The sequence below is a fragment of the Streptomyces sp. NPDC051963 genome (assembly GCF_044593495.1).
Taxonomy (GTDB): Bacteria; Actinomycetota; Actinomycetes; order Streptomycetales; family Streptomycetaceae; genus Streptomyces.
This window is the reverse complement of sequence record NZ_JBIUCC010000008.1, coordinates 261,251-281,559: the sequence shown is the minus strand read 5'-3', so window position 1 is coordinate 281,559 and position 20,309 is coordinate 261,251. Positions and strand designations below refer to the sequence as shown.

The 20,309-nt window shown below is 70.8% G+C and carries 18 protein-coding genes; 8 read left to right on the top strand and 10 right to left on the bottom strand.

Features of this window, described 5'->3' with window-relative positions; genetic code table 11:
- Nucleotides 1-37: 37 nt before the first annotated feature.
- Nucleotides 38-946 (bottom strand): SDR family oxidoreductase, encoded by a 909-nt coding sequence (locus ACIHFB_RS32750; RefSeq protein ID WP_365275913.1) that lies wholly within the window; start codon nucleotides 944-946, stop codon nucleotides 38-40.
- Nucleotides 947-1,031: 85 nt separating this feature from the next.
- On the opposite strand from ACIHFB_RS32750, the gene ACIHFB_RS32745 reads away from it, so the two are divergent.
- On the top strand, nucleotides 1,032-1,958 hold the full coding sequence (locus ACIHFB_RS32745; protein ID WP_365275910.1) for a cyclase family protein: 927 nt from the start codon (nucleotides 1,032-1,034) through the stop codon (nucleotides 1,956-1,958).
- A 403-nt stretch (nucleotides 1,959-2,361) separates the two neighbouring features.
- On the opposite strand, the gene ACIHFB_RS32740 is transcribed toward ACIHFB_RS32745, so the two are convergent.
- From ACIHFB_RS32740 to ACIHFB_RS32730, 3 genes are all read right to left on the bottom strand, one after another.
- A complete protein-coding gene (locus ACIHFB_RS32740; RefSeq protein WP_365276771.1) occupies nucleotides 2,362-2,835 on the bottom strand; it encodes an ATP-binding protein in 474 nt (157 codons plus the stop codon).
- 481 nt (nucleotides 2,836-3,316) lie between these two features.
- The gene (locus tag ACIHFB_RS32735) at nucleotides 3,317-4,186 is read right to left on the bottom strand and encodes an acyl-CoA dehydrogenase family protein (RefSeq protein WP_400128846.1); all 870 of its coding nucleotides are present in this window, start codon (nucleotides 4,184-4,186) and stop codon (nucleotides 3,317-3,319) included.
- An 8-nt stretch (nucleotides 4,187-4,194) separates the two neighbouring features.
- On the bottom strand, nucleotides 4,195-5,322 hold the full coding sequence (locus tag ACIHFB_RS32730) for an acyl-CoA dehydrogenase family protein (protein ID WP_400128845.1): 1,128 nt from the start codon (nucleotides 5,320-5,322) through the stop codon (nucleotides 4,195-4,197).
- 124 nt (nucleotides 5,323-5,446) lie between these two features.
- On the opposite strand from ACIHFB_RS32730, the gene ACIHFB_RS32725 reads away from it, so the two are divergent.
- Nucleotides 5,447-6,967: a class I adenylate-forming enzyme family protein gene (locus tag ACIHFB_RS32725; RefSeq protein ID WP_400128844.1), complete on the top strand. Its 1,521-nt coding sequence runs from the start codon at nucleotides 5,447-5,449 to the stop codon at nucleotides 6,965-6,967.
- Between the two features lie 44 nt (nucleotides 6,968-7,011).
- On the opposite strand, the gene ACIHFB_RS32720 is transcribed toward ACIHFB_RS32725, so the two are convergent.
- Both ACIHFB_RS32720 and ACIHFB_RS32715 read right to left on the bottom strand, forming a co-directional pair.
- Complete coding sequence (locus ACIHFB_RS32720; RefSeq protein ID WP_365275899.1) at nucleotides 7,012-7,524, bottom strand: EF-hand domain-containing protein; 513 nt, start codon at nucleotides 7,522-7,524, stop codon at nucleotides 7,012-7,014.
- Between the two features lie 175 nt (nucleotides 7,525-7,699).
- Nucleotides 7,700-8,080: an STAS domain-containing protein gene (locus ACIHFB_RS32715; RefSeq protein WP_210588922.1), complete on the bottom strand. Its 381-nt coding sequence runs from the start codon at nucleotides 8,078-8,080 to the stop codon at nucleotides 7,700-7,702.
- Between the two features lie 349 nt (nucleotides 8,081-8,429).
- Between ACIHFB_RS32715 and ACIHFB_RS32710 the strand changes: the two genes are divergently transcribed.
- On the top strand, nucleotides 8,430-9,008 hold the full coding sequence (locus ACIHFB_RS32710; RefSeq protein WP_365275896.1) for a sigma-70 family RNA polymerase sigma factor: 579 nt from the start codon (nucleotides 8,430-8,432) through the stop codon (nucleotides 9,006-9,008).
- Nucleotides 9,005-10,375 carry a zf-HC2 domain-containing protein gene (locus tag ACIHFB_RS32705; protein WP_400128843.1) on the top strand — a complete coding sequence of 457 codons (1,371 nt, stop codon included), beginning with the start codon at nucleotides 9,005-9,007 and terminating at the stop codon, nucleotides 10,373-10,375. The genes ACIHFB_RS32710 and ACIHFB_RS32705 overlap by 4 nt, the downstream gene beginning before the upstream one ends.
- 139 nt (nucleotides 10,376-10,514) lie before the next feature.
- On the opposite strand, the gene purU is transcribed toward ACIHFB_RS32705, so the two are convergent.
- Together purU and ACIHFB_RS32695 are read right to left on the bottom strand one after the other, a co-directional pair.
- Nucleotides 10,515-11,396 carry a formyltetrahydrofolate deformylase gene (purU, locus tag ACIHFB_RS32700; RefSeq protein ID WP_365275890.1) on the bottom strand — a complete coding sequence of 294 codons (882 nt, stop codon included), beginning with the start codon at nucleotides 11,394-11,396 and terminating at the stop codon, nucleotides 10,515-10,517.
- Nucleotides 11,397-11,442: 46 nt separating this feature from the next.
- On the bottom strand, nucleotides 11,443-11,943 hold the full coding sequence (locus ACIHFB_RS32695) for a hypothetical protein (RefSeq protein WP_365275887.1): 501 nt from the start codon (nucleotides 11,941-11,943) through the stop codon (nucleotides 11,443-11,445).
- Between the two features lie 117 nt (nucleotides 11,944-12,060).
- Between ACIHFB_RS32695 and ACIHFB_RS32690 the strand changes: the two genes are divergently transcribed.
- The gene (locus ACIHFB_RS32690; RefSeq protein WP_365275884.1) at nucleotides 12,061-13,368 is read left to right on the top strand and encodes an ABC transporter substrate-binding protein; all 1,308 of its coding nucleotides are present in this window, start codon (nucleotides 12,061-12,063) and stop codon (nucleotides 13,366-13,368) included.
- Between the two features lie 19 nt (nucleotides 13,369-13,387).
- Here the strand turns inward: ACIHFB_RS32690 and ACIHFB_RS32685 are convergent, their stop codons facing one another.
- Together ACIHFB_RS32685 and ACIHFB_RS32680 are read right to left on the bottom strand one after the other, a co-directional pair.
- Nucleotides 13,388-15,256 carry a hypothetical protein gene (locus ACIHFB_RS32685; RefSeq protein WP_400128842.1) on the bottom strand — a complete coding sequence of 623 codons (1,869 nt, stop codon included), beginning with the start codon at nucleotides 15,254-15,256 and terminating at the stop codon, nucleotides 13,388-13,390.
- Nucleotides 15,257-15,458: 202 nt separating this feature from the next.
- Nucleotides 15,459-16,844 carry a transcriptional regulator gene (locus ACIHFB_RS32680; protein ID WP_365275879.1) on the bottom strand — a complete coding sequence of 462 codons (1,386 nt, stop codon included), beginning with the start codon at nucleotides 16,842-16,844 and terminating at the stop codon, nucleotides 15,459-15,461.
- 305 nt (nucleotides 16,845-17,149) lie between these two features.
- On the opposite strand from ACIHFB_RS32680, the gene ACIHFB_RS32675 reads away from it, so the two are divergent.
- The 3 genes from ACIHFB_RS32675 to ACIHFB_RS32665 are packed head-to-tail and all read left to right on the top strand — an operon-like array spanning nucleotide 17,150 to nucleotide 20,232.
- A complete protein-coding gene (locus ACIHFB_RS32675) occupies nucleotides 17,150-17,812 on the top strand; it encodes a bifunctional DNA primase/polymerase (RefSeq protein WP_400128841.1) in 663 nt (220 codons plus the stop codon).
- A 51-nt stretch (nucleotides 17,813-17,863) separates the two neighbouring features.
- Nucleotides 17,864-18,637 (top strand): ABC transporter ATP-binding protein, encoded by a 774-nt coding sequence (locus tag ACIHFB_RS32670; RefSeq protein WP_365275873.1) that lies wholly within the window; start codon nucleotides 17,864-17,866, stop codon nucleotides 18,635-18,637.
- Nucleotides 18,634-20,232: a transporter gene (locus ACIHFB_RS32665; RefSeq protein ID WP_365275870.1), complete on the top strand. Its 1,599-nt coding sequence runs from the start codon at nucleotides 18,634-18,636 to the stop codon at nucleotides 20,230-20,232. Before ACIHFB_RS32670 ends, ACIHFB_RS32665 begins: the two co-directional genes overlap by 4 nt.
- Nucleotides 20,233-20,309: the final 77 nt, after the last annotated feature.

Below are 20,309 nucleotides of genomic sequence, written 5' to 3'. Positions count from 1 at the left end.
GACAACCCGCAGCCGCCAACCCAGAGCAAGCCCCGAGCTATTGGGCGTTAGGCCGGTCACCATCTCGCGCAGCCCTCTCCATCCCCGCCACCTGCGAAAGCATCGGCATCGGATCCACCCCCACCGACCCCGGCAAGAACTCCGCAATCCGCTCCGGCGTCCAGGCCCCCTCCGCATAAGCGGCACGCAGCTCCCTCGGCTGAGCCCACACCGCGATCTTCGGCCCGGCGATCGTGTACACCTGCCCGGTGACCTCCTCGGCCCGCTCCGACAACAGGTAGACCACGAGCGCCGCCACATCCTCCGGCTCCCCGATCTCCGCCAGCTCCATCGGCACGTTCGCCGACATCCGCGTACGAGCGACCGGCGCCACCGCGTTGGCGCTCACGCCGTACTTGTGCAGCCCCAGCGCGGCGCTCCGTACCAGCGAGATGATCCCGCCCTTCGCGGCGCTGTAGTTGGCCTGGGAGACGGAGCCCTGATGATTGCCGCTGGTGAAGCCGATCAGCGTCCCGGACCGCTGCTTCCGCATCACCGCCGACGCCGCCCGGAACACCGTGAACGTGCCCTTCAGATGCGTGGCCACGACCGGGTCCCACTCCTCCTCGGTCATGTTGAACAGCATCCGCTCGCGCAGGATCCCGGCCACGCACACCACACCGTCGAGGCGGCCGTACGACTCCAGCGCCGCGTCGACCACGCGCTGCCCGCCCGCCATCGTGGCGACGTCGTCGGCCACGGCGACCGCCTCGCCGCCGGCCGCCTCGATCTCCTTGACCACGGCCTCGGCGACCTCGCTGGTCGGGGAGGCGCCGTCGATCGCGACGCCGTAGTCGTTGACGACGACCCGTGCGCCCTCGGCGGCGGCCGCGAGCGCGACCGCCCGGCCGATGCCCCGGCCGGCGCCGGTCACGGCGACGACCCTGCCTGCCAAGAAGTTCCCCACGTCCGGCCCCTTCCCGCGGTTTCTGACGGACCGTTAGATTTTATGGCCTGTCGGATACCTGGAGACAAGCCCCGGGGAGGCTCACATGTCACTACCGGCCGAGTTTCATGACATCGCCAAGCGCGTCAGCAACTGGGGCCGTTGGGGGACCGACGACGAGATCGGGACGCTCAACCTCATCACCGACGAGGTCGTGCGCGAGGCCGCCGCATGCGTCCGGAGCGGGCGGCGGGTTCCGCTCGCCCTTCCTCTGAGGCAGGACGGCGTCCAGACCGGGATGATTCCGGGGCGGGTCAATCCGCTGCACGCCATGGTGCAGATCAACCAGGAGGTCTTCGGCCCGGGAACGATCGCGTGCAGCGACGACGTGGTGACCATGGGGTTGCAGGCCGGCACCCACTGGGACGCGCTCGCCCACGCCTCGCACTCGGGCCGGCTCTACAACGGCCGCCCGGCCGACACCGTCACCCCGCACGGCGGCGCCGAGTTCGGCGGCATCGACAAGACCCGGCACATCGTCTCGCGGGGAGTGCTGCTCGATGTGGCGAAGGCACACGGCGTGGACCGTCTCGACGGGGGGCACGCCGTCACGCCGGAGGACCTGGACGCCGCCGAGGAACTCGCGGGCACGCGCGTGCGTGCCGGTGACATCGTGCTCGTACGGACCGGACAGGTGCAGGTGTATCTCGCCGGGGACAAGCACGCGTACGGCTATCCGTCACCCGGACTGTCGATCCGCACCCCCGAGTGGTTCCACGCGCGCGATGTCGCGGCCGTCGCGAACGACACCCTGACGTTTGAGATATTTCCGCCCGAGATCGAGGATTTGTGGCTGCCCGTGCATGCGCTCGATCTCGTGGAGATGGGGATGCTGCAAGGCCAGAACTGGAATCTCGAAGAGTTGTCCACAGCCTGTGGAGAAGTCGGGAGGTTCGACTTCCTGCTGTCGGCGATGCCCGAGCCGTTCGTCGGCGCCACGGGAACTCCGGTGGCCCCGGTGGCCGTTCTCTAGTCGCCGGTCTCGCGTCCGCCCCCGGGTGATGCCGGCTGGCGACGCGCCGCGCCCGCCCCGAGCACGGTCTCGCGCGCCGCCATCCGGCTCCGGCGTTCCCCATGGCCCCGAGGGAACCGACGCCGAATCACGACCCACGCTCGCCGAGGGCTCCCGTCACCGAAACCCTCGTCGTCCCCTCGCGGCGAATCGCTGACCACCAGAGTGATCAAACGGTCACGCCGAGTCAACACCCGAACGGAGATTAATCACTTACATCCCGTTTTCGGCGGCCGCGCACGGAAGCATTTCCGGGCGCATACCCCGGCCGGGCGGGTAAGGCCGGTAAGCGTTTGCCGCCACGCCCGCGACCATGCGCCGGGGGGCACACCACAACAGCACGGGAAGACAGGACGGCTCACGGCTACACAGCCTCGTACGCCAGCCCTTCATACCCTTCGTACGCCGAGGCTCCACCGGTGAACGCCGTCGCCGCCTCCGGCGGCTGTGTGCAGCGGTCCAGTTCGCACCAGATGCGCTTGCCCGCCCCCTCGGGGCTCCAGCCCCAGCGGTCGGCGAGACCGTCGACGAGAGCGAGACCGCGACCGCCCGTCTCGTCGCCGTCCACACACCGGCGGACCGGAGCGCAGTCGCTGGCGTCGGCCACCTCCAGGCGGACCGGGGCCGCCGACTCGGCCGCCGCCGCGGGCAGCGAGAGCCGCAGTACGGCCGGACAGCCGGTGTGCACCACGGCGTTGGTGACCAGTTCGGAGACGAGCAGGATCAGCGTCTCGGCGAGCGGCTCATCGGCCCCTATCCCGGACCCGGCGAGCCGCGAACGGGCCCACCGCCGGGCGCGCCCCACCTCTGCGGGGTCGGGCCGGATCTCCAGCTGCACTTGAAGCACCTGCACCGCTCACACCATCCGAACCGGCGGACACATGACCTCGCGCCACACGAGCGCCACAATCGTAGCCATTTCTTGCATGACCAGAACAATGGCCAGAGCCGGGCTCACAGAACGTGAATCCCTTACGAGACAGCATGGTTGACGTACAGTCACCCCAACAAGCGCTTCGGGCATATTCCAGCGCGAAGGAGTACCCGTGCGGCATACTGTGCGACGCTCGCTGCGGCGAGTCGAACAGGCGCGCATCGCCGGATCCGGGGCCGCCTCAAGGGCAACACCGGCATGGCTCGTGCTCGGAACCACTCGCATCCCACACAAGGTACCGGAGCAGGACGCCGACTCCAGGCCGTGACGAGTCACCCTTAGGACACAACCCGATATCAACGCTCCGTAATTCCGGTATGCCACAATCCGCGACATCCATTCCGCGCGCTTTCGCGATACCGCAGCCCAGCGCCTTCGCCGCCCCTCAGGCCACCAGGTCGGCCGCAAGCAACTCCTCACTCTCCGTGACATCACCGCCACGCTGAGCCCGCACCCACGCCCGCTTCAGATGCAGATGCACCTCGGACTCCCAGGTGAAGCCCATACCGCCGTGCACCTGGAGACAGTCGCGGGCGCCGCGCACCGCGGCCTCGTCGGCGAGCAGCCGGGCCGCGGCGATGTCCGCCCGGTCGGCGGTGACGGCAGCGGCATATACCGCCGCCCGGGCCACCTCCGCTCGCACCAGCATCCCCGCGCACAGATGCTTGATCGCCTGGAAGGCCCCGATCGGCTGCCCGAACTGCTCACGGGTCCGGGCGTGTTGCACCGCCAGTTCGCACACCCGCCCGGCGGTCCCGAGTTGTTCGGCGGCGGTCAGGAGAACGGCCACGGAGTCCACGGCAGCCCCGCCGCCTCGCACCCGGTGCAGCGGGGTCAGCGGGTCGACCGACCGCAGCGGTACGGCCCCGGCGGCGTCCCCTCGTACGACATCCGCCTCGGCCAGCCACTCCACGAACCCGCCCCCGTCCACGGCCGCGACCACCGTCTCCCCGTCCGCGGCGCCCGCCACCTCCCCCGCGGCCAGCTGCGTGGCCACCAGCGGCCCCGGCAGCAGCGCCCGGCCCGTCTCCTCGAAGGCCAACACCGCTTCCGGCAGCCCGAGTCCGACCCCGCCGTCCGCCTCCGGCAGCCGCAGCGCGAAGAAGCCCACCTCGCCGAGGGCCCGCCACAGCCCTCGGTCGAGACCGGGCGCCGTCACGGCCGCCCGCAGTGCAACACCGTCGAAACGCCGTGCCAGCAGTTGTCGTACGCCGTCCCGCAACGCTCGCTGATCTTCGGTGAGTTGGAATCTCATGCGCGTGGTCACCGCCCCTTCGGCAGCCCGAGGATCCGCTCGGCCACGATGTTCTGCTGGATCTGCGAGGTGCCGGCGGCGATCGTGTAGGAGAGGGACGACAGCCGGTCCAGCGTCCAGGGCCGGTCCAGGTCGAGGGCATCGGCGCCCAGGACGTCGGCCGCGGCGTCGTACAGCTCCTGCCGCGCCTGCGAATACCTCAGCTTGAAAACCGAACCCCCGACTCCGGGGACCCCGCTCTCCGCCTCGCTGACATTCCACTGCGTCAGCCGCCACAGCGCCCGGAACTCGGCGTTCAGCCGGCCCAGCCTGCGCCGCAGCAGCGGATCGTCCCAGCGGCCGTTCTTCCGGGCCTCGGCGGCGAGTTCGCCGAGGACGCGGCGGCAGGCGACGACCTCGCCGACGAAGGCCGTGCCGCGCTCGAAGGACAGCGTCACCATCGTCACGCGCCAGCCGTCGTTCTCGTCGCCGACCCTGTTGGCGACCGGGATCCGGACCTCGTCCAGGAACACCTCGGCGAACTCGGCGGAACCGGCGAGCGTGCGCAGCGGACGTACGGTGATGCCCGGGGCGTCCATGGGCATGGCGAGCCAGGTGATGCCGCGGTGCTTGGGCGCGGAGGAGTCGGTGCGGACCAACAGTTCGCACCAGTCGGCGACTTCGGCGTGGGAGGTCCAGATCTTGGACCCGCTCACCACGTAGTCGTCGCCGTCCCGGCACGCGCGCGTGCGCAGCGCCGCCAGGTCCGATCCGGCGTCCGGTTCGCTGAAGCCCTGGCACCAGACCTCCTCGCCCCTGAGGACCGGCGGCAGCCAGCGCGCCCGCTGCTCCCCGGTGCCCTCGGCTGCGATGGTGGGCCCGGCGTGCAGCAGCCCGACGAAGTTCGCCCCCACGTAGGGTGCGCCCGCCTTCTCGGTCTCCTCCAGGAAGATCAGCCGCAGCGTCGGGGAGGCGTCCCAGTGCACATGCGCGTACCCGGCGTCGTACAGCATGCGCTGCCAGCCCAGGTCGTACGCCCTGCGCGCGGGCCAGTCGTCCGGGGACGGCTTCGGCGGCAGGGCGGGGAGGGCCTTGCCCAGCCACTCCCTCAACCGCGCCCGGAACTCCTCCTCTTCGGGCGTGTACGTGAGGTCCATCCGTCACCTGCCTGACGATCCGTCAGATTCACCAGCAGGCTAGCCCCGCACCCCTGGACCGACAAGGCGCCGAGCCCTACGCTCTCCGCACGATCTGACACACCGTCAGCCAGAGGGGGTCGTCGTGAACGACACCGCACACGCCCTGGGTTCCTCGCGCACACTCTGGGAACTGGTCGCACGCCGCGCCGAACTGACCCCCGACCGCCCCGCCCTCCTCCAGGACGACCGCACCCTCACCTTCGGCGAACTCCACGACCGCGCCGAGCGAGTGGCGGCCGGCCTGTACGGCATGGGCGTACGCCCCGGCACGGTCGTCGCCTGGCAGCTGCCCACCCGCATCGAAACCGCCCTGCTGTCCTTCGCGCTGGCCCGCCTGGGCGCCGTGCAGTCGCCGGTCATCCCGTTCTACCGGGACCGCGAAGTGGGCTTCGCGGTGCGGGAGTCCAAGGCCGAGTACTTCGCCGTGCCCGGCGAGTGGCGCGGCTTCGACCACACGGCGATGGCGCGGCGGCTCGGCGCGCGGGGGATCTTCGAGGCGTACGACGTCCTGCCCGACGGCGATCCCTCCGCACTGCCCGCGCCGCCCGCCGACGGCACGGACGTCCGCTGGATCTACTGGACCTCCGGCACCACCTCCGACCCCAAGGGCGTGCTGCACACGGACCGTTCACTGCTCGCGGGCGGCTCCTGCCTCGCGCACGCACTGCGCCCCACGTCCGCCGACGTCGGCTCGATCGCCTTCCCGTACGCCCATATCGGCGGCCCCGACTACATGGTGATGCTGCTGCTGTACGGCTTCCCCGCGGTGCTGTTCGAGCAGTTCGCGCTGCCGGACGCACTGGCGGGGTACCGCAAGCACGGGGTGACCATGGCGGGCGGGTCCACGGCCTTCTACTCGATGTTCCTCACCGAGCAGCGCAAGCGGCCCGAGGAGAAGCTCATCCCCAGCCTGCGGCTGCTCGCGGGCGGCGGGGCGCCGAAGCCGCCCGAGGTCTATCACGCCGTCGTACGCGAGCTGGGCGCGCAGCTCACGCACGGGTACGGCATGACCGAGGTGCCGATGATCACGATGGGGGCGCCGGACGACACGGTCGAGAACCTGGCGACGACCGAGGGGCGGCCGCCGGACGGGATGGAGATACGGATCGTGGACGGGGGGGAGGTGCGGCTGCGCGGAGAGGCGGTGTGCCGGGGGTACCTGGATCCCGCGCAGACGGCGGAGGCGTTCGACGCGGAGGGGTTCCTGCGGACCGGTGACCTCGGGCGGCTGACCGACAGCGGGCATCTGGTGCTGACCGGGCGGCTGAAGGACGTGATCATCCGCAAGGGCGAGAACATCTCGGCGAAGGAGATCGAGGACCTGCTGCACCGGCACCCGGCCGTCGGGGACGTGGCCGTGATCGGGCTGCCGGACGCCGAGCGCGGGGAGCTGGTCTGTGCGGTGATCGAGATGGGGGCACAGCCACCGAACGCCGGTGAGCTGACACTTCAGGCGGTGACGTCGTACCTGCGCGCGGAAGGGCTGTCGGTCCACAAGCTGCCGGAGCGGCTTGAGGTGGTGGACGCCCTTCCGCGCAACGAGACCTTGCGGAAGGTGCTCAAGTACAAGCTGCGCGAGCGCTATTCGAGGCCCGGGAAATAGCGGGAACCAGCGGGAAACAGCTGCTCGCGCACGGAGCGGTGGCTCTATTCCGGCACGGTGAAGTAGCGGGCGAAGGCGGAGACGATCTCCGCCTCGCCGATCTTGCCGTCACCGTCCGTGTCGAGGCTGGCGGCGGCTGTCGTGGCGATCTCCTGGCTCACGCCGAGGGCGGTGAGCACGCGCGAGGTGTCGGCGACGGTGGCCGATCCGTCGCCGTCCGGGTCGGCGATCGCCAGGACGGCGTGCAGGAAGGGGCGGGCGATCTCGGCGAACCGGTCCGGGTTGTCGCGCAGGCGCTTGACCGCGCCGCCCACGAACTCGTCCCGGGTGATCCGCTGGTCGCCGTCCCGGTCCGCAATGCCGGCCATGCCCTGCCAGAACGCCTCGGCTCCGATGTACAGGGCCTGCCCCTTGTCGGAGCGGGCCGCCATACCGAACTCCGCGAGCAGCCTCTTGGCCGCCGCGCTGAAGTCCTCGCGGTCGATGTAGCCGTTGCCGTCCTGATCGAAGGTGGCGAACCGGGCGGCGATCCTGCGCTCGTACTCGCTGCTGACCATGTCTCTTCGTGCCGCCTTACCTCACGTGGGGTGCTTCTGGCACGGAGCGTACGACGCCCGGAGCCGGCCTGGAGCCGAAAACGTCGCTTGTGCCAAGACCGGGCTAATTTTGCGACAACGGTGTGGCAGAGCGACGCGCGCCGTGTACCGAGCGCAGGGGCTCCATGGCGGCGGGTCACGCCGAGAGCGGCTCGGTCCCGTCGTCGACCGCCGCGTCCAGGTCCGGATAGACCTCGAACAGGCGTCGCACGCCGAGGGCGCCGAGCACCCTGTTGACGTGGGAGCCGTCCACCGCCCCCTGTGCGGGCAGTATCAGCCGCAGGCTGCCCTGGCAGGAACGGATGAGACGGCGGGACGCGATGAGGACGCCGACACCGCTGGAGTCGCAGAACAGGACCTCGGAGAGGTCGAGGACGAGACTGTGGCGCCCCTCGGCCACCACGTCGTGCACCCGCTGACGCAGCACCGGCGACGTCACCAGATCCAGCTCGCCCGACACTTGGAGCACGGCCCATTCGCCGTGCTCGTCGCCGGTCACGTAGAACGCCACCACCAAACCCCTCGCTCGCCGGAAACGGAAGCCTTACCTACGCTTCCTTGCAGCGCGGCTGCCCAGCGGCCGTTCCCCGAAACCAGGCGCAGGAAACGGAAAACAATCAGAAGAGGCTTGATTCAGTCGTATTCGATCCTGTTCGATCGAGTCTGGGCGCGTGCACAGTGGGTAGGCGCGCGGTAGGACAGGGTGAGGACGGGGCCGGAGTCGGCCTTCAAGGTCCCCTACCACCTGCCGCTCTTCAGGGGGCGCCCATTGCCATAAAGGGGCGTGCGCTGTCGGAGGTGCCGACTACATTCGAGATGACGGCGGACGCAGACCGGACCGGGGACGAGCAGGGTGAGGGGGCCGTATGGCGAAGAAGGACGCACCGCCCCGCTGGGACCGCAAGATGCAGCAGCGGCTCGCACGCGGCGAGGCGGCCGCCCTCGGTGAGCTGTACGACCGATTCGCTTCGCTCGTGCACGGACTCGCCCACCGCGTGCTCGGAGACGAGCGCGCGGCCGACGGCATCACCCGGGAAGTCTTCGCCCATGTCTGGCAGCATCCGGAGGCGTACGACCCCAAGCAGGGCCCCCTGCGCTCCTGGGTCGCCACACTGACCCACCGCCTGGCCGTGCAGCGGCTGCGTGCCACCGAGACCGCCGCCCTGACCCGCGGCGGCGGCTCCACCGAGGAACTGGAGCGCAAGGTCCGCCACGCCTCGGTCGCCGCCCGCGCCGACTACATCGTCCAGGCCATGCCCGTCCCGCTGCGTGCCGCCCTGGAGCTGGCCTACTTCCAGCGCCGCGACTACCGCCAGACCGCCGCCGACCTCGGCGTCACCGAGGACGAGGCCCGCCGCCGCCTCCGCCTCGGCCTGCAACTGCTCTCCACCGCCCATGACGCCGGCGCCCCCGGGGCACCGCCGGGATACGGAGGTGCGGTGTGAGCGGGCCGGAGCGGTTCGAGTCGTTCGAAGAAAACGAGGAACACGGGGGACACGGGGGACGCGAAGAACTCGAGGGACACGGCGAGCCTTCCGGATACGGCGGCTCGGACGGACCCCACGGCCCCGAGAACGGCGGCGGGCAGAACCCCGGCCACCCGCCCCGCATACCTCTGCCGCGCTCCTCCGTCGAGGACGGCGGGCGGTCGCTGCCCTCCCTGGAGGAACTGGGCGACCTGGCACCGCGGCCCGCCCCGCCGACGCTGGAGCACCATGTCCTCAAAGCGCTGCTCGGGGCGTGGGCGCTGGCCGCCTGCTCACCGGAGGAGACAGCCGCCGTCGAGGAGCACCTCGGCGACTGCGGCTCCTGCGCCGACGAGGCGCTGCGGCTGCGCGGCGCGGTCGGACTGCTGCATCCCGCCGAGAGCCTCGACCTCGATCCGGGCCTGCGCACCCGCGTCCTGGCGGTCTGCCTCGACCGGCGGCCACCGCGCATCCCGGTGCCCGAGTGGGCCGGTCCGTACGACGCCGAGACCGCACGCCTCGACGCCCTGCTCCAGGACATAGGGGACGCCGAGTGGCACGCGCCCGTGCGGCTGCGGTGGTTCGAGGCCGACGAGGTGACGAGCCGGCGTACGACCGTCGCCGGGGTCATCGCGCATCTGCTGACCGTCGACGGGATCGTGGCGCTGGCCCTCGGCCTGGACGACCCGCTGGGCGACACCCCGGCCGTCGCGCCGACCCCTGCGGGGCGCACGGAGGCGTACTGGGCGGCGTCGCACTTCCCGCCCACCCGCTCCGTGCGGGGACCCTGGCGGGAGCAGAGCCACGACCTGGTGCGGACGGTGTCCTTCACCGGGAGCAGCTCCGGCTCGCTGCCTGTGCCGTACGGCCCCTTCGAGCTGCCGCTGCGGGACGCGATGCTGGACCGGGCCTTCGAGTGCTGGGTCCACGCGGAGGACATCGCCGAGGCGGTCGACTATCCGTACGAGCCGCCGGCCCCACGCCATCTGCACCACATGATCGACCTCGCGGCGCGCATGCTGCCCGGTGTGCTGGCCGGGCGGCGACGGTCGGGGCCGGCCTCCTCCCGCCGGGGGCGGCACCTCGCCCCTGCCGGGGAGCCCGGCCGCAGCCTCCGCCTGGAGATCGAGGGTCTGGGCGGCGGAGAGTGGCTGATCCCCCTGGACTCGCCGGTGGCGGTGGGCTCGGCCGAGCACGAGGTCGCCCACGTCGCGCTGGACGGCGTGGAGTTCTGCCGGCTGGCTGCGGGACATGTGTCTCCGACGGAGGCGGCGGCGGGGCAGGTCGGTGACCGGGATGCGATCAGGGATGTGCTGTTCGCTGCGGCGAGCTTGAGCCGGATGTAGGGGTGGGTGGCTGTTTCGGGGACGGCCGCGGGTAGTCGTGGGCTGGTCGCGCAGTTCCCCGCGCCCCTAAAGGGGCGTCCACTGCACGTGCCTCAGGGGCGCGCGAACGGCCCTCACGCACCCGCAGCCGCCCGACCGCCTAGGCGAACACAACCGTCCGGCGTCCGTTGAGCAGAATCCTCCGCTCAGCGTGCCACTTCACGGCCCGCGCCAGCGCCTGGCACTCCACGTCCCGCCCGACCGCAACCAGCTGATCCGGCGTGACGTCATGCGCCACCCGCTCGACCTCCTGCTCGATGATCGGCCCCTCGTCCAGGTCGGCGGTGACATAGTGCGCGGTCGCCCCGATCAGCTTCACGCCCCTCGCATGCGCCTGGTGATACGGCTTCGCACCCTTGAAGCTCGGCAGGAAGGAGTGGTGGATGTTGATGATCCGGCCGCTGAGCGCCTTGCAGAAGTCGTCGGACAGCACCTGCATATAGCGGGCGAGCACCACCAGCTCGACGTTCTCCTCGCGCACCAGCTCCAGCACCCGCGCCTCGGCCTGCGGCTTGCTGTCCTTGGTCACCGGGATGTGGTGGAAGGGAATGTCGTACGAGCCCACCAACTCGGCAAAGTCGGTGTGGTTGGACACCACCGCGGCGATCTCCACCGGCAGCGCCCCGATCCGGGCCCGGAACAGCAGGTCGTTCAGACAGTGGCCGAACTTGCTGACCATCAGGACGACGCGCATCTTCTCGTCGGCCCGGTTGATCTGCCAGTCCATCTGGAAGGAGTCACCGATCGCGGCGAAGCTGGCCCGCAGCTTGTCCACGGTCACCGGCGCCTCCGCCGAGAAGTGGACCCGCATGAAGAACAGTCCCGTGTCGTGGTCGCCGAACTGCTGGCTGTCCTCGATGTTGCATCCGGTCATGAAGAGGTAGCTCGACACGGCGTGCACGATGCCCTGCTTGTCGGGGCAGGACAGGGTGAGGACGTACTGGTCGGAGGGGACCGCGGCTCGGTCGGACTGCTCGTTCATGCAGGACAGGGTCCCATATCGAGCAAGCCGGGCGGGCTGTCGTCCGTTACGCGGACGACGTCATGATCCGCAGCACCTCGAGCGTGCGGGGCGGCGAGTCCGGGTCGTCCGCGTCGGCCGTCGCCATCCGTACGTGCGCGTCCCGGGCCGCCCGCACCGCCTCCGGCCACCCCTGGTGTTCGACGTAGGCGGCGACCTGGGCGTCCGGCCCGACCTGGTGCATGATCCGCAGCACCCGCAGCACGGCGGTGTCGACCAGCGCCGCCTCCTGCGAGTCCCGGAAGATCGTGCCCACGTATTTCTCGGCGGACCAGTTGTCCAGCCAGGTGTCCTCGACGAGGCGGTACACGGCGTCGGTGACGTCCCCGTACCCGTCGACACCGGCCAGCCAGACTTCTTGCTGGAACACCGGATCGGAGAGCATGTGCAGCGCGGAACGCACGTTGCTGCGCCAGCGCCACCACGGCATGTCGTTCAGTGGCATGTCGCCCATGGTGGGGGAGCGACGGCCGCGACGGGAAGAGTTCTCCGAACCTTGCACGGTCACCGATCGTACGTTCTCTCTCAGACGGCCCTCAGCCACCCCCGCAATTCACCTTTGCGTCACCTCTCGTTGACCGAAGGTCACTCCTGGGTTAGTGGTGTGGCGGAATCGTGCGTTTCCATGACCGGCAGGCGTCACCACCGCAAGGCCCACCTCTCCGCGTTCACCCGGCCCGCCAGAGCCACCGTTCACAGAGCGGCGGCCCTGGTCGCGTGTGCGTCGCTCGCCGTCGGTTGCGGGGTCATCCCCGGTGTCTCGGGGGGCGCCGGGGACAGCCCCATCACCGTCATGACCTGGGCGCCCAGCCAGACCAGCGCCACGAACAAGCCCGGCATGCCCGCACTCGCCCTCGCGTACGCCCGCTGGGTCAACGCCAACGGCGGCATCAACGGGCACAAGCTGAAGATCCTGATCTGCAACGACCACAACGACACCGTGGACGCCGCGAACTGCGGGCGGCGCGCGGTCAAGGAGAACGTGGTCGCGGTCGTCGGGTCCTACAGCCAGTACTCCGACTCCTTCTTCCCTCCCCTGGAGGGCGCGGGCATTCCGTACATAGGCGGATACGGCCTCACGGAAACCGAGTTCACCAGCCCGCTGTCCTACCCCATCAACGGCGGCCAGCCCGCTCTGCTGGCCGGCCTCGGGCAGGCGCTCTCCAAGAACTGCGGGCCCGTCTCCCTGATCCGGCCCGACACCATCGCCGGCGACGAGCTGCCGTCGATGCTCAACTCCGGCCTGAAGGCAGGCGGACACGCGTCGGCCGGCGACCAGCTGGCCAAGGAAGACGCCACCGAGTACTCGACGCCGGCCAAGAAGGCCCTCGACTACGCCTCCGCCGACCCGGCGGAGACCGGCTGTGTGGTGCCCTCCCTCGGCGACCGCACCAGCACCTTCATGGACTCCTTCCGCCGTGCCCGCGCGGACTACCCCGACGTGCGCACCGGCACCGTGCTGGGCAGCGTCGACCAGACGGTGATCAACGCGAACGGCGGCGCTTCGTCGCCGTACGAGGGCTCGTACATCACGGGCTGGTACCCGGTCTCGACCGACAAGCGGTGGGACGAGATGAAGCAGGTCATCAACAAGCACGCCTTCGGCGACAACCGCATCGACGTCGGGGACGCCGGCGTACAGACCACCTGGATCGCCTACACCGTGTTCAAGGCGGTCGTCGAGTCGCTCGGTGACGGCGAGGTGAGTGCCGACACCGTGCGGCACGCCCTCGACAAGGGGCTCAAGGTCTCCACCGGCGGGCTCACGCCGACCCTGCGCTGGCAGTTCCAGGACGAGCTCGCCGCCGTCGGCTTCCCGCGCATGGTGAACGCCGATGTGACCCTCCAGGTCGTACGCAACGGCCAGCTCGTCGCGGCGAAGAAGGGCTTCACCGACATGACGGAGACGCTGAAGAAGGCGGACGTGAGCTGAGCCGCCTCTTCAGGGCCTCTTACAGCTGGGTCGGCTGGCGCTGAGTCAGGCCGTACGTCTTGGCGATCGCGTTCCACAGCTGGGCCGCCTTGGCCTTCTGCGTGCTCGCGGTGCCGCTCGCGGTGTTGCCGGCCGCGGTCTGGCCGGTGGTGCGGGCCTGGCCCTTGGGGCAGCCCTTCTTGTTCTTCGCGACCTGGTCGGCCCAGGCCGCGTAGTGGTTGTCGGCCGACGCCGACGCCTTCCACGCGCTGTTGAGGGCGGTGGTCAGCGCGGCGTGGTTGGGCAGCTTGTCGACGGACAGCTTCGCCAGGCTCGCGACCAGACCGGTGCGCTGACCGGCCGCGTCGCGCAGATCCGCGGCCGCCTGGCCGAGCTTGTCGCACGACTTCACATGGGCGACCGCGTTGATCACCGTGGTCCGGCTGTCGCCGCTGTCGGCCAGCAACTTGTCCAGGGCGATGGCCTGCTGCTTGGCCGCATCCACGGACGGCGAGGGGGAACCCTCGGTCGCGGGGGCGGTGGCGGACACGGTCTGGTTGTTGTCGTCGCCCTGGTCGTCTCCCCCGCTCGCCAGCAGCGCGCCCGCGCCGACGCCGAGGACGGCGATACCGACCCCGATGGCCGCGATGAGCGGCACCCGCGAACCGGTACGGCCACCGCGGCCACGGCGGTCGTCGGCGGCGGGCGGGGCGTAGGCGGGCTGGGCATGTGCGTGTGCCTGCGGCGGCTCGAACCGGGGCATTTGCTGGGTGGCCCCGGCCGGACCCTCCGCCCCGCGCTCGGTCCGGAAGAGGCTGTCGAACTCGGCGGGCGGCTGCCGGTCCTGACCGGTCGTCACCGGCGGTATGTACTGCGTCGCCTCGGCATCGGGATTGGCGGGCGGCAGCGGGCCGGGGTTCTGCTGCATCCGCCCCAGATAGCGGGTCGCGTCGCCGGACGCCTCAGCAGGCACCTCGGGCGGCAGCGCGCCGGGCCCCACGGGCGGTATGAACTGCGTCGCACCCTCATCGGCGGAGTCGGGGCCGGACGCCGCTGCCGGAACGGGCGGTATGAACTGCGTCGCCCCGTCCGGCGAGACCTGCGCACCCCCGCCTCCGACGGGGGGTATGTACTGAGTGGCGCCCTCATCGGCGGGCGGCAACGGGGCCCCGAAGGTCCCGGGCCCGGCAGGCGGCAGCGGAGCACCGGCGCCATACGCGCCGGGGGCCGGGGTGCCGTAGGCATCGGCCGGAGGGCCGTAACCGGCGGCGGGCGGCAGCGCACCATGACCACCCGTGGGCGACTGCCCGTTCGGGGCGTACGCCGACTCGGCCGTCGGCGGCGGAGAGGCGAACGACGGCTGAGCACCCGGCACTTGCGACGGGTACGACGACCGGGGTGCGGGCTCCTGCACGCCGTACGACGGCTGAGGTGCGGGCTCCTGCGGCGCGTACGCCTGTGACGGGTACGACGGCTGAGGTCCGGGCTCCTGCGGCGCGTACGTCGGGTGCGCACCCGATCCCGGCTGCGCCTCACCGCCGTATGCCGCACCCTGCGTCGGCTGCGGTTGGGGCGGGATCGCGTTCGCGGGGTCCTGTGTGCCCCAGGCGGCCGGTGCCGGCTGCTGGTACGGGTCCTGGGAGCCCCATGGCTCGGCGGGGCCTGAGACCCAGCCCTGGCCCGGCGGTGAGGGCGGGGGCTGGTGCTGGTCGGGGCCCCAGGGGGTGCCCCACGCCTGGCCCTCGGGCGGCGCCGAGGCGGGCGTCGGCGGGACGGGGCGGCCGTACTGCGGGCCGTCCGGGCCGCCCGTCATGCCCGGCAGCAGGGGCTCGCCACCGTCCGATGGCAGCACGATGCCTTCACGCGCTTGCCGCGGCGGGGGCTCCTCGCCCTGTCCACTCTGCGTCACCGGGACTCCTACGAATGGGGGACCTTCGGAATCGTCGGCTCACGCTACCGGGTCCCCTGAGCCCCGTGCCATGCAGCACAGGACCTGACCTCCTTCCCTGTGACCGCCGTAACAAAACCGGGGCCTCATCCGCTGTATACGCCCCTCCCGCACCACCGGCGCCTTCGTTTCCCGCCCGTTCACGCCGGTGTACCCCCGTCATTCACGCAGCCGCCTGCAACTCCAGCCGCGCCCCGAACTCCCTTACCACCGGCTCGTCCCGGAAGGGCTCCAACCGCTGCTGGAAGTCCTCCAGATACTCGGCGCCCCGGTTGGAGCGCAGGGTCTCCAGCAGTTCCACGGCCTTCAGGCCCGTGTGCACGGCCTGTTCGACCTCGCGCTGCTGGACCTGTGCGGTGGCGAGCAGCACATAGCCGATCGCCCGGCGCCGGGCCCGCGACTCAGGAAGGACGGACAGGCACTCCTCCGCCCGCCGCGCCGCCGCCTCGGCCTGCCCCAGATCACGGTGGCAGTGCGCCAACTCGTCGGCCAGATAGGCCTCGTCGAAGTGCGCGATCCACGCCGGGTCGTCGCCGGAGGACGGATCGGCCGACTCCAGCGCGCTCACCGCCCGCCCGGAGGCCAGCTGGGCGGCCCGCGCGTCTCCCATCAACGCGTGGCCCCGGGCCTCGGCCGCGTAGAACATGGCCTCCGCGCGCGGGGTCACCCGACCACGCGCCCCCTCCTGCGCCGCCCGCGCCAACTGCGCGATCTCCCGCGGGTTTCCGAGCTGAGCGGCGAGATGGCTCATGGACGCGGCGAGCACATACCCGCCGTACGCCCGGTCGCCCGCCGCCTGTGCCAGGCGCAGCGCCTGGATGTAGTAGCGCTGGGCGAGGCCGGGTTGCCCGGTGTCGATGGCCATATAGCCCGCGAGCTCGGTCAAACGGGCCACCGCGGCGAAGAGTTCACGCCCCACGGCCTCCCGGTACGACCCCGCCAGCAGACCGGAGACGACGCTGTTCAGGTAGTGCACGACGACCGGGCGGACATGCCCGCTGCCGTACTGGTGGTCCAGGTCGACCAGCGCCTGGGTCATGGCCTTCACGGCCGCCACGTCGGACTCCCCCACCCGCGGGCCGGCCGAGCGCGCCACCTGCGAGTCGGGCGAGGAGATCAGCCAGTCACGGCTCGGCTCGACGAGCGCGGACGCGGCGACGGAGGAGCCGGACAGGAAGTCCCGCCGGCCGACGTCGCTGCGCCACAGCTCGCAGACCTGCTCGATGGCGCCCAGTACCGTCGGCGAGAACTGGAGGCCGACACCCGAGGCGAGGTTCTTGCCGTTGGCCATGCCGATCTCGTCGATCGTGACCGTACGGCCCAGTTTGCGACCGAGTGCCTCGGCGATGATCGCCGGAGCGCGTCCCCGTGGCTGCTGGCCGCGCAGCCAGCGGGCGACGGACGTCTTGTCGTAGCGCAGATCGAGGCCGTGTTCGGCGCCGCACATGTTCACTCGGCGGGCCAGCCCGGCGTTCGAGCAGCCCGCTTCCTGGATGAGCGCCTGCAGCCGTTCGTTCGGCTGCCGCGCGACGAGAGGCCTTGCGGCCATGGCGTACCCCCTGTGGCTGCGGTGCCTGCCCACGCACCGAGTTGATGTGTCTTCCGCGTCCGAGCCCGTTCCGATGAGCGAAAGGATCCGGCCGTGAAGATCAATGCCCCGTCGAGACGGCGAAAATGCGAGGCTTGTGAGGATTGCCGGGGTAAAGGCGGAAGCCGACCCCACTCGTGGCTACCCACCTGCGGCCATGGATCCTCCTGCGCGCCCCCACACGTGCATCCATGCGCCCCAGTTGCGGAATCAATGCTCCTCCCCCGCGCGCGCTACGCCCGTAACTCAGGGTGGGTGCGGGAGTTGTGATGAGCGTGGAAGAGACGATCGCGAGCACCGAAACCGCCCAGATTCCGAAGCAGCGTGGGGAATCGCTGCAGGACACCGCCGTTCGCTATGCCGAGGAGCGCCACTGGGACGTGTTCCCGGGCAGCTGGCTGGAAGCCGTCGACGGGGTGCAGCGCTGCTCGTGCGGCGACGCCGCGTGCGCCGCGCCCGGCGCGCATCCGACGCGGCCGGACTGGGCGACCCAGGCCACGGGCAGTGCGACCGTTGCGCGCCGGATGTGGCAGAAGCAGCCGACGTCGTCGATTCTGCTGCCGACGGGGCGCACGTTCGACGCGATTTCCGTTCCGGAGACGGCGGGGTTTCTGGCGCTGGCCCGGATGGAGCGGATGGAGTTGACGCTGGGGCCGGTGACGCTGACCCCGGACCGGCGGATGGAGTTCTTCGTACTGCCGGGGGCTTCGGTGAAGGTTCCCGAGCTGGTGCGCAAGCTGGGGTGGGCGGTCGCCTCGCTTGATCTTGTGGCGCTCGGAGAAGGGGCGTGGGTGGCTGCGCCTCCTACGCGGTTCGGGTCCCGGGGGGCCGTGCAGTGGGCCTGTCGGCCCACGCCGGCGAATCGGTGGCTGCCGGACGCGGAGGAGTTGATCTCGCCGCTCGCGTACGCGTGTGGGCGGGATCGGTAGCCGTTCGCCCGCGCCCCCGAGGGGGCGCTGCCGCCCACGTAGGGTGCAGCCATGACGTCATCTGCTGTGGTGGTGCGGGGGCTCTGGAAACGGTTCGGTCAGCAGGTCGCTGTCGCCGGGGTCGATCTTGAGCTGCCCGCGGGGAAGTTCATCGGGCTGGTCGGACCCAATGGGGCCGGGAAGACCACCACTCTCTCCATGGTGACCGGACTGCTCCGGCCCGATCAGGGGTCCGTCGAGGTCGTCGGGCACGACGTCTGGCGGGACCCCGTCGAGGTGAAGGCCCGGATCGGCGTGCTGCCGGAAGGGCTGCGGCTCTTCGAGCGGCTCTCCGGGCGGGAACTGCTCGCCTACTCCGGGCGGTTGCGGGGGCTGCCCGGTGCCGAAGTGGACAAGCGGGCGACACAGCTGCTCGATGTGCTCGATCTCGCCGGGGCCCAGCACAAGCTCGTGGTCGACTACTCGACCGGGATGAGGAAGAAGATCGGGCTCGCGACGGCACTGCTGCACAACCCCGAAGTGCTGTTCCTGGACGAGCCGTTCGAGGGTGTCGACCCGGTGTCCGCGCAGACCATCAGGGGCGTGCTGGAGCGGTACACCGCCTCCGGGGCGACCGTCGTCTTCTCCTCCCATGTGATGGAGCTCGTCGAGTCGCTGTGCGACTGGGTGGCCGTGATGGCCGCGGGGCGCATCCGGGCGCACGGGCCGCTGGCCGAGGTACGCGGCGAAGCCGCCTCGTTGCAGCAGGCGTTTCTGGAGCTCGTGGGGGCGAACGGGCGGAACACCGGGTCCGATCTCGACTGGCTGGGCGGCGGGGCGCGATGACCGCCGACATCACCCCGGTCACCTCTGTCGTCGTGCAGCTGAAGCTGTCGCTGTTGCGCAACGGACTGCGGCAGTCCGGTGGACGCAAGGCCGCCTACATCGCGTCGGCCGTCATCACCCTGCTCTTCGCCGCGCTGCAACTGCTCGGGCTGATCGTGCTGCGCGGCAACGAGCATGCGGCCTCGGTGGTGGTGCTCCTGGTGGCGGTGCTGGCGCTGGGCTGGGCGGTGATGCCGCTGTTCTTCCCCAGCGGCGACGAGACCCTCGACCCCACCCGTCTGGTGATGCTGCCGCTGCGGCCCCGTCCGCTCGTGCGGGCGCTGCTGGTGGCCTCGCTGGTGGGGATCGGGCCGCTGTTCACGGTGTGCATGCTCGCCGGTTCGGTGGTCGCGGTGGCGCACGGGGGTGTGGCGTACGTCGTCGGCGTCATCGGTGTCGTGCTCGCACTGCTCGTGTGCGTGGCGCTCGCGCGGGCCGTCGCGGCCGCCAACGTCCGCTTGCTGACCAGTCGCCGGGGCCGTGATCTCGCGGTGCTGAGCGGACTCGTCGTCGCCATCGGGGCGCAGCTCGTCAACTTCGGGGCGCAGCGGCTGGGTTCGGCCGGGCTCGGGCAGCTCGACCCCTTCGCCGATGTGCTGAAGTGGGTGCCGCCCGCCTCCGCGATCGGGGCGGCGGACTCCGCGAGCGAGGGGTCGTACGGGATCGCCTTTCTTCAACTCGCTCTGAGTGCACTGGCGTTGTGGCTGCTGCTGCGGCACTGGTCGGGGCTTCTGAACCGGCTGATGACCGCGCCCGACGGGTCCACCCTGCAAACCTCCGAGGCCGTCGCCCGCGAGCGGACGTCCTCCGGACTGTCGCGTTTCCTGCCCGTCGGACGTACCGGCACGGTCATGGAGCGCAGCCTGCGCTATGTGTGGCGCGACCCCAAGACCAAGGCCGCCTGGGTGACTTCGCTGGCCATCGGTCTGATCGTGCCGCTGTTCAACGCGCTGCAGGGCACCGGCTCGATCTACTTCGCCTGCTTCGCCGCCGGGATGCTCGGCATCCAGATGTACAACCAGTTCGGGCAGGACACCTCCGCGTTCTGGATGGTCGCGATGACGATCTCGTCCACGAAGGACGCCTACGTCGAACTGCGCGCGCGTGCCTATGCGTTGCTGGTGATCACCCTGCCGTACGCCGCACTCGTCACCGTCCTGACGACGGCGCTGCTCGGCGACTGGGACAAGCTGCCCGAGGTGCTGGGGCTGTCCTTCGCCCTGCTCGGCGCGATGCTGGCGACCGGGGCCTGGGCGTCGGCGCGCTTTCCCTACTCCATCCCGCAGGAGGGCTACAAGAACGTCGCCCCCGGGCAGGCCGGACTCGCCTGGATCGCGATCTTCGGCGGAATGGTCGGCGCCGCCCTCCTATGCGCACCGGTCATCGCACTGACGATCTGGCTGAACGTCAGCGCCGACGGCAGCGACTGGACCTGGCTCCTGCTGCCGGCGGGAGTCGCATACGGGGCCGCGATCACCCTGCTGGGGCTGCGGCTGGCGGCACCGCGCACGGCGGGGAGACTGCCGGAAATCTTGGCGGCGGTAAGCAAGGGCTGACGGGTTCTCCTTGACGTACAGCCCCGCAACGCCCCAAGTAGCGCGACAGCCACGACAAGACCCGCAGCCGCCAACCC

What these genes read in the sequence shown, in the direction of transcription:
- ACIHFB_RS32745 (WP_365275910.1), top strand. Translation starts at nt 1,032, where the DNA reads ATGTCACTACCGGCCGAGTTTCATGACATCGCCAAGCGCGTCAGCAAC.
- ACIHFB_RS32690 (WP_365275884.1), top strand. Translation starts at nt 12,061, where the DNA reads ATGACCGGCAGGCGTCACCACCGCAAGGCCCACCTCTCCGCGTTCACC.
- ACIHFB_RS32720 (WP_365275899.1), bottom strand. Translation starts at nt 7,524, where the DNA reads ATGGTCAGCAGCGAGTACGAGCGCAGGATCGCCGCCCGGTTCGCCACC.
- ACIHFB_RS32670 (WP_365275873.1), top strand. Translation starts at nt 17,864, where the DNA reads ATGACGTCATCTGCTGTGGTGGTGCGGGGGCTCTGGAAACGGTTCGGT.
- ACIHFB_RS32730 (WP_400128845.1), bottom strand. Translation starts at nt 5,322, where the DNA reads ATGGACCTCACGTACACGCCCGAAGAGGAGGAGTTCCGGGCGCGGTTG.
- ACIHFB_RS32710 (WP_365275896.1), top strand. Translation starts at nt 8,430, where the DNA reads ATGGCGAAGAAGGACGCACCGCCCCGCTGGGACCGCAAGATGCAGCAG.
- ACIHFB_RS32735 (WP_400128846.1), bottom strand. Translation starts at nt 4,186, where the DNA reads ATGAGATTCCAACTCACCGAAGATCAGCGAGCGTTGCGGGACGGCGTA.
- purU (WP_365275890.1), bottom strand. Translation starts at nt 11,396, where the DNA reads ATGAACGAGCAGTCCGACCGAGCCGCGGTCCCCTCCGACCAGTACGTC.
- ACIHFB_RS32665 (WP_365275870.1), top strand. Translation starts at nt 18,634, where the DNA reads ATGACCGCCGACATCACCCCGGTCACCTCTGTCGTCGTGCAGCTGAAG.
- ACIHFB_RS32680 (WP_365275879.1), bottom strand. Translation starts at nt 16,844, where the DNA reads ATGGCCGCAAGGCCTCTCGTCGCGCGGCAGCCGAACGAACGGCTGCAG.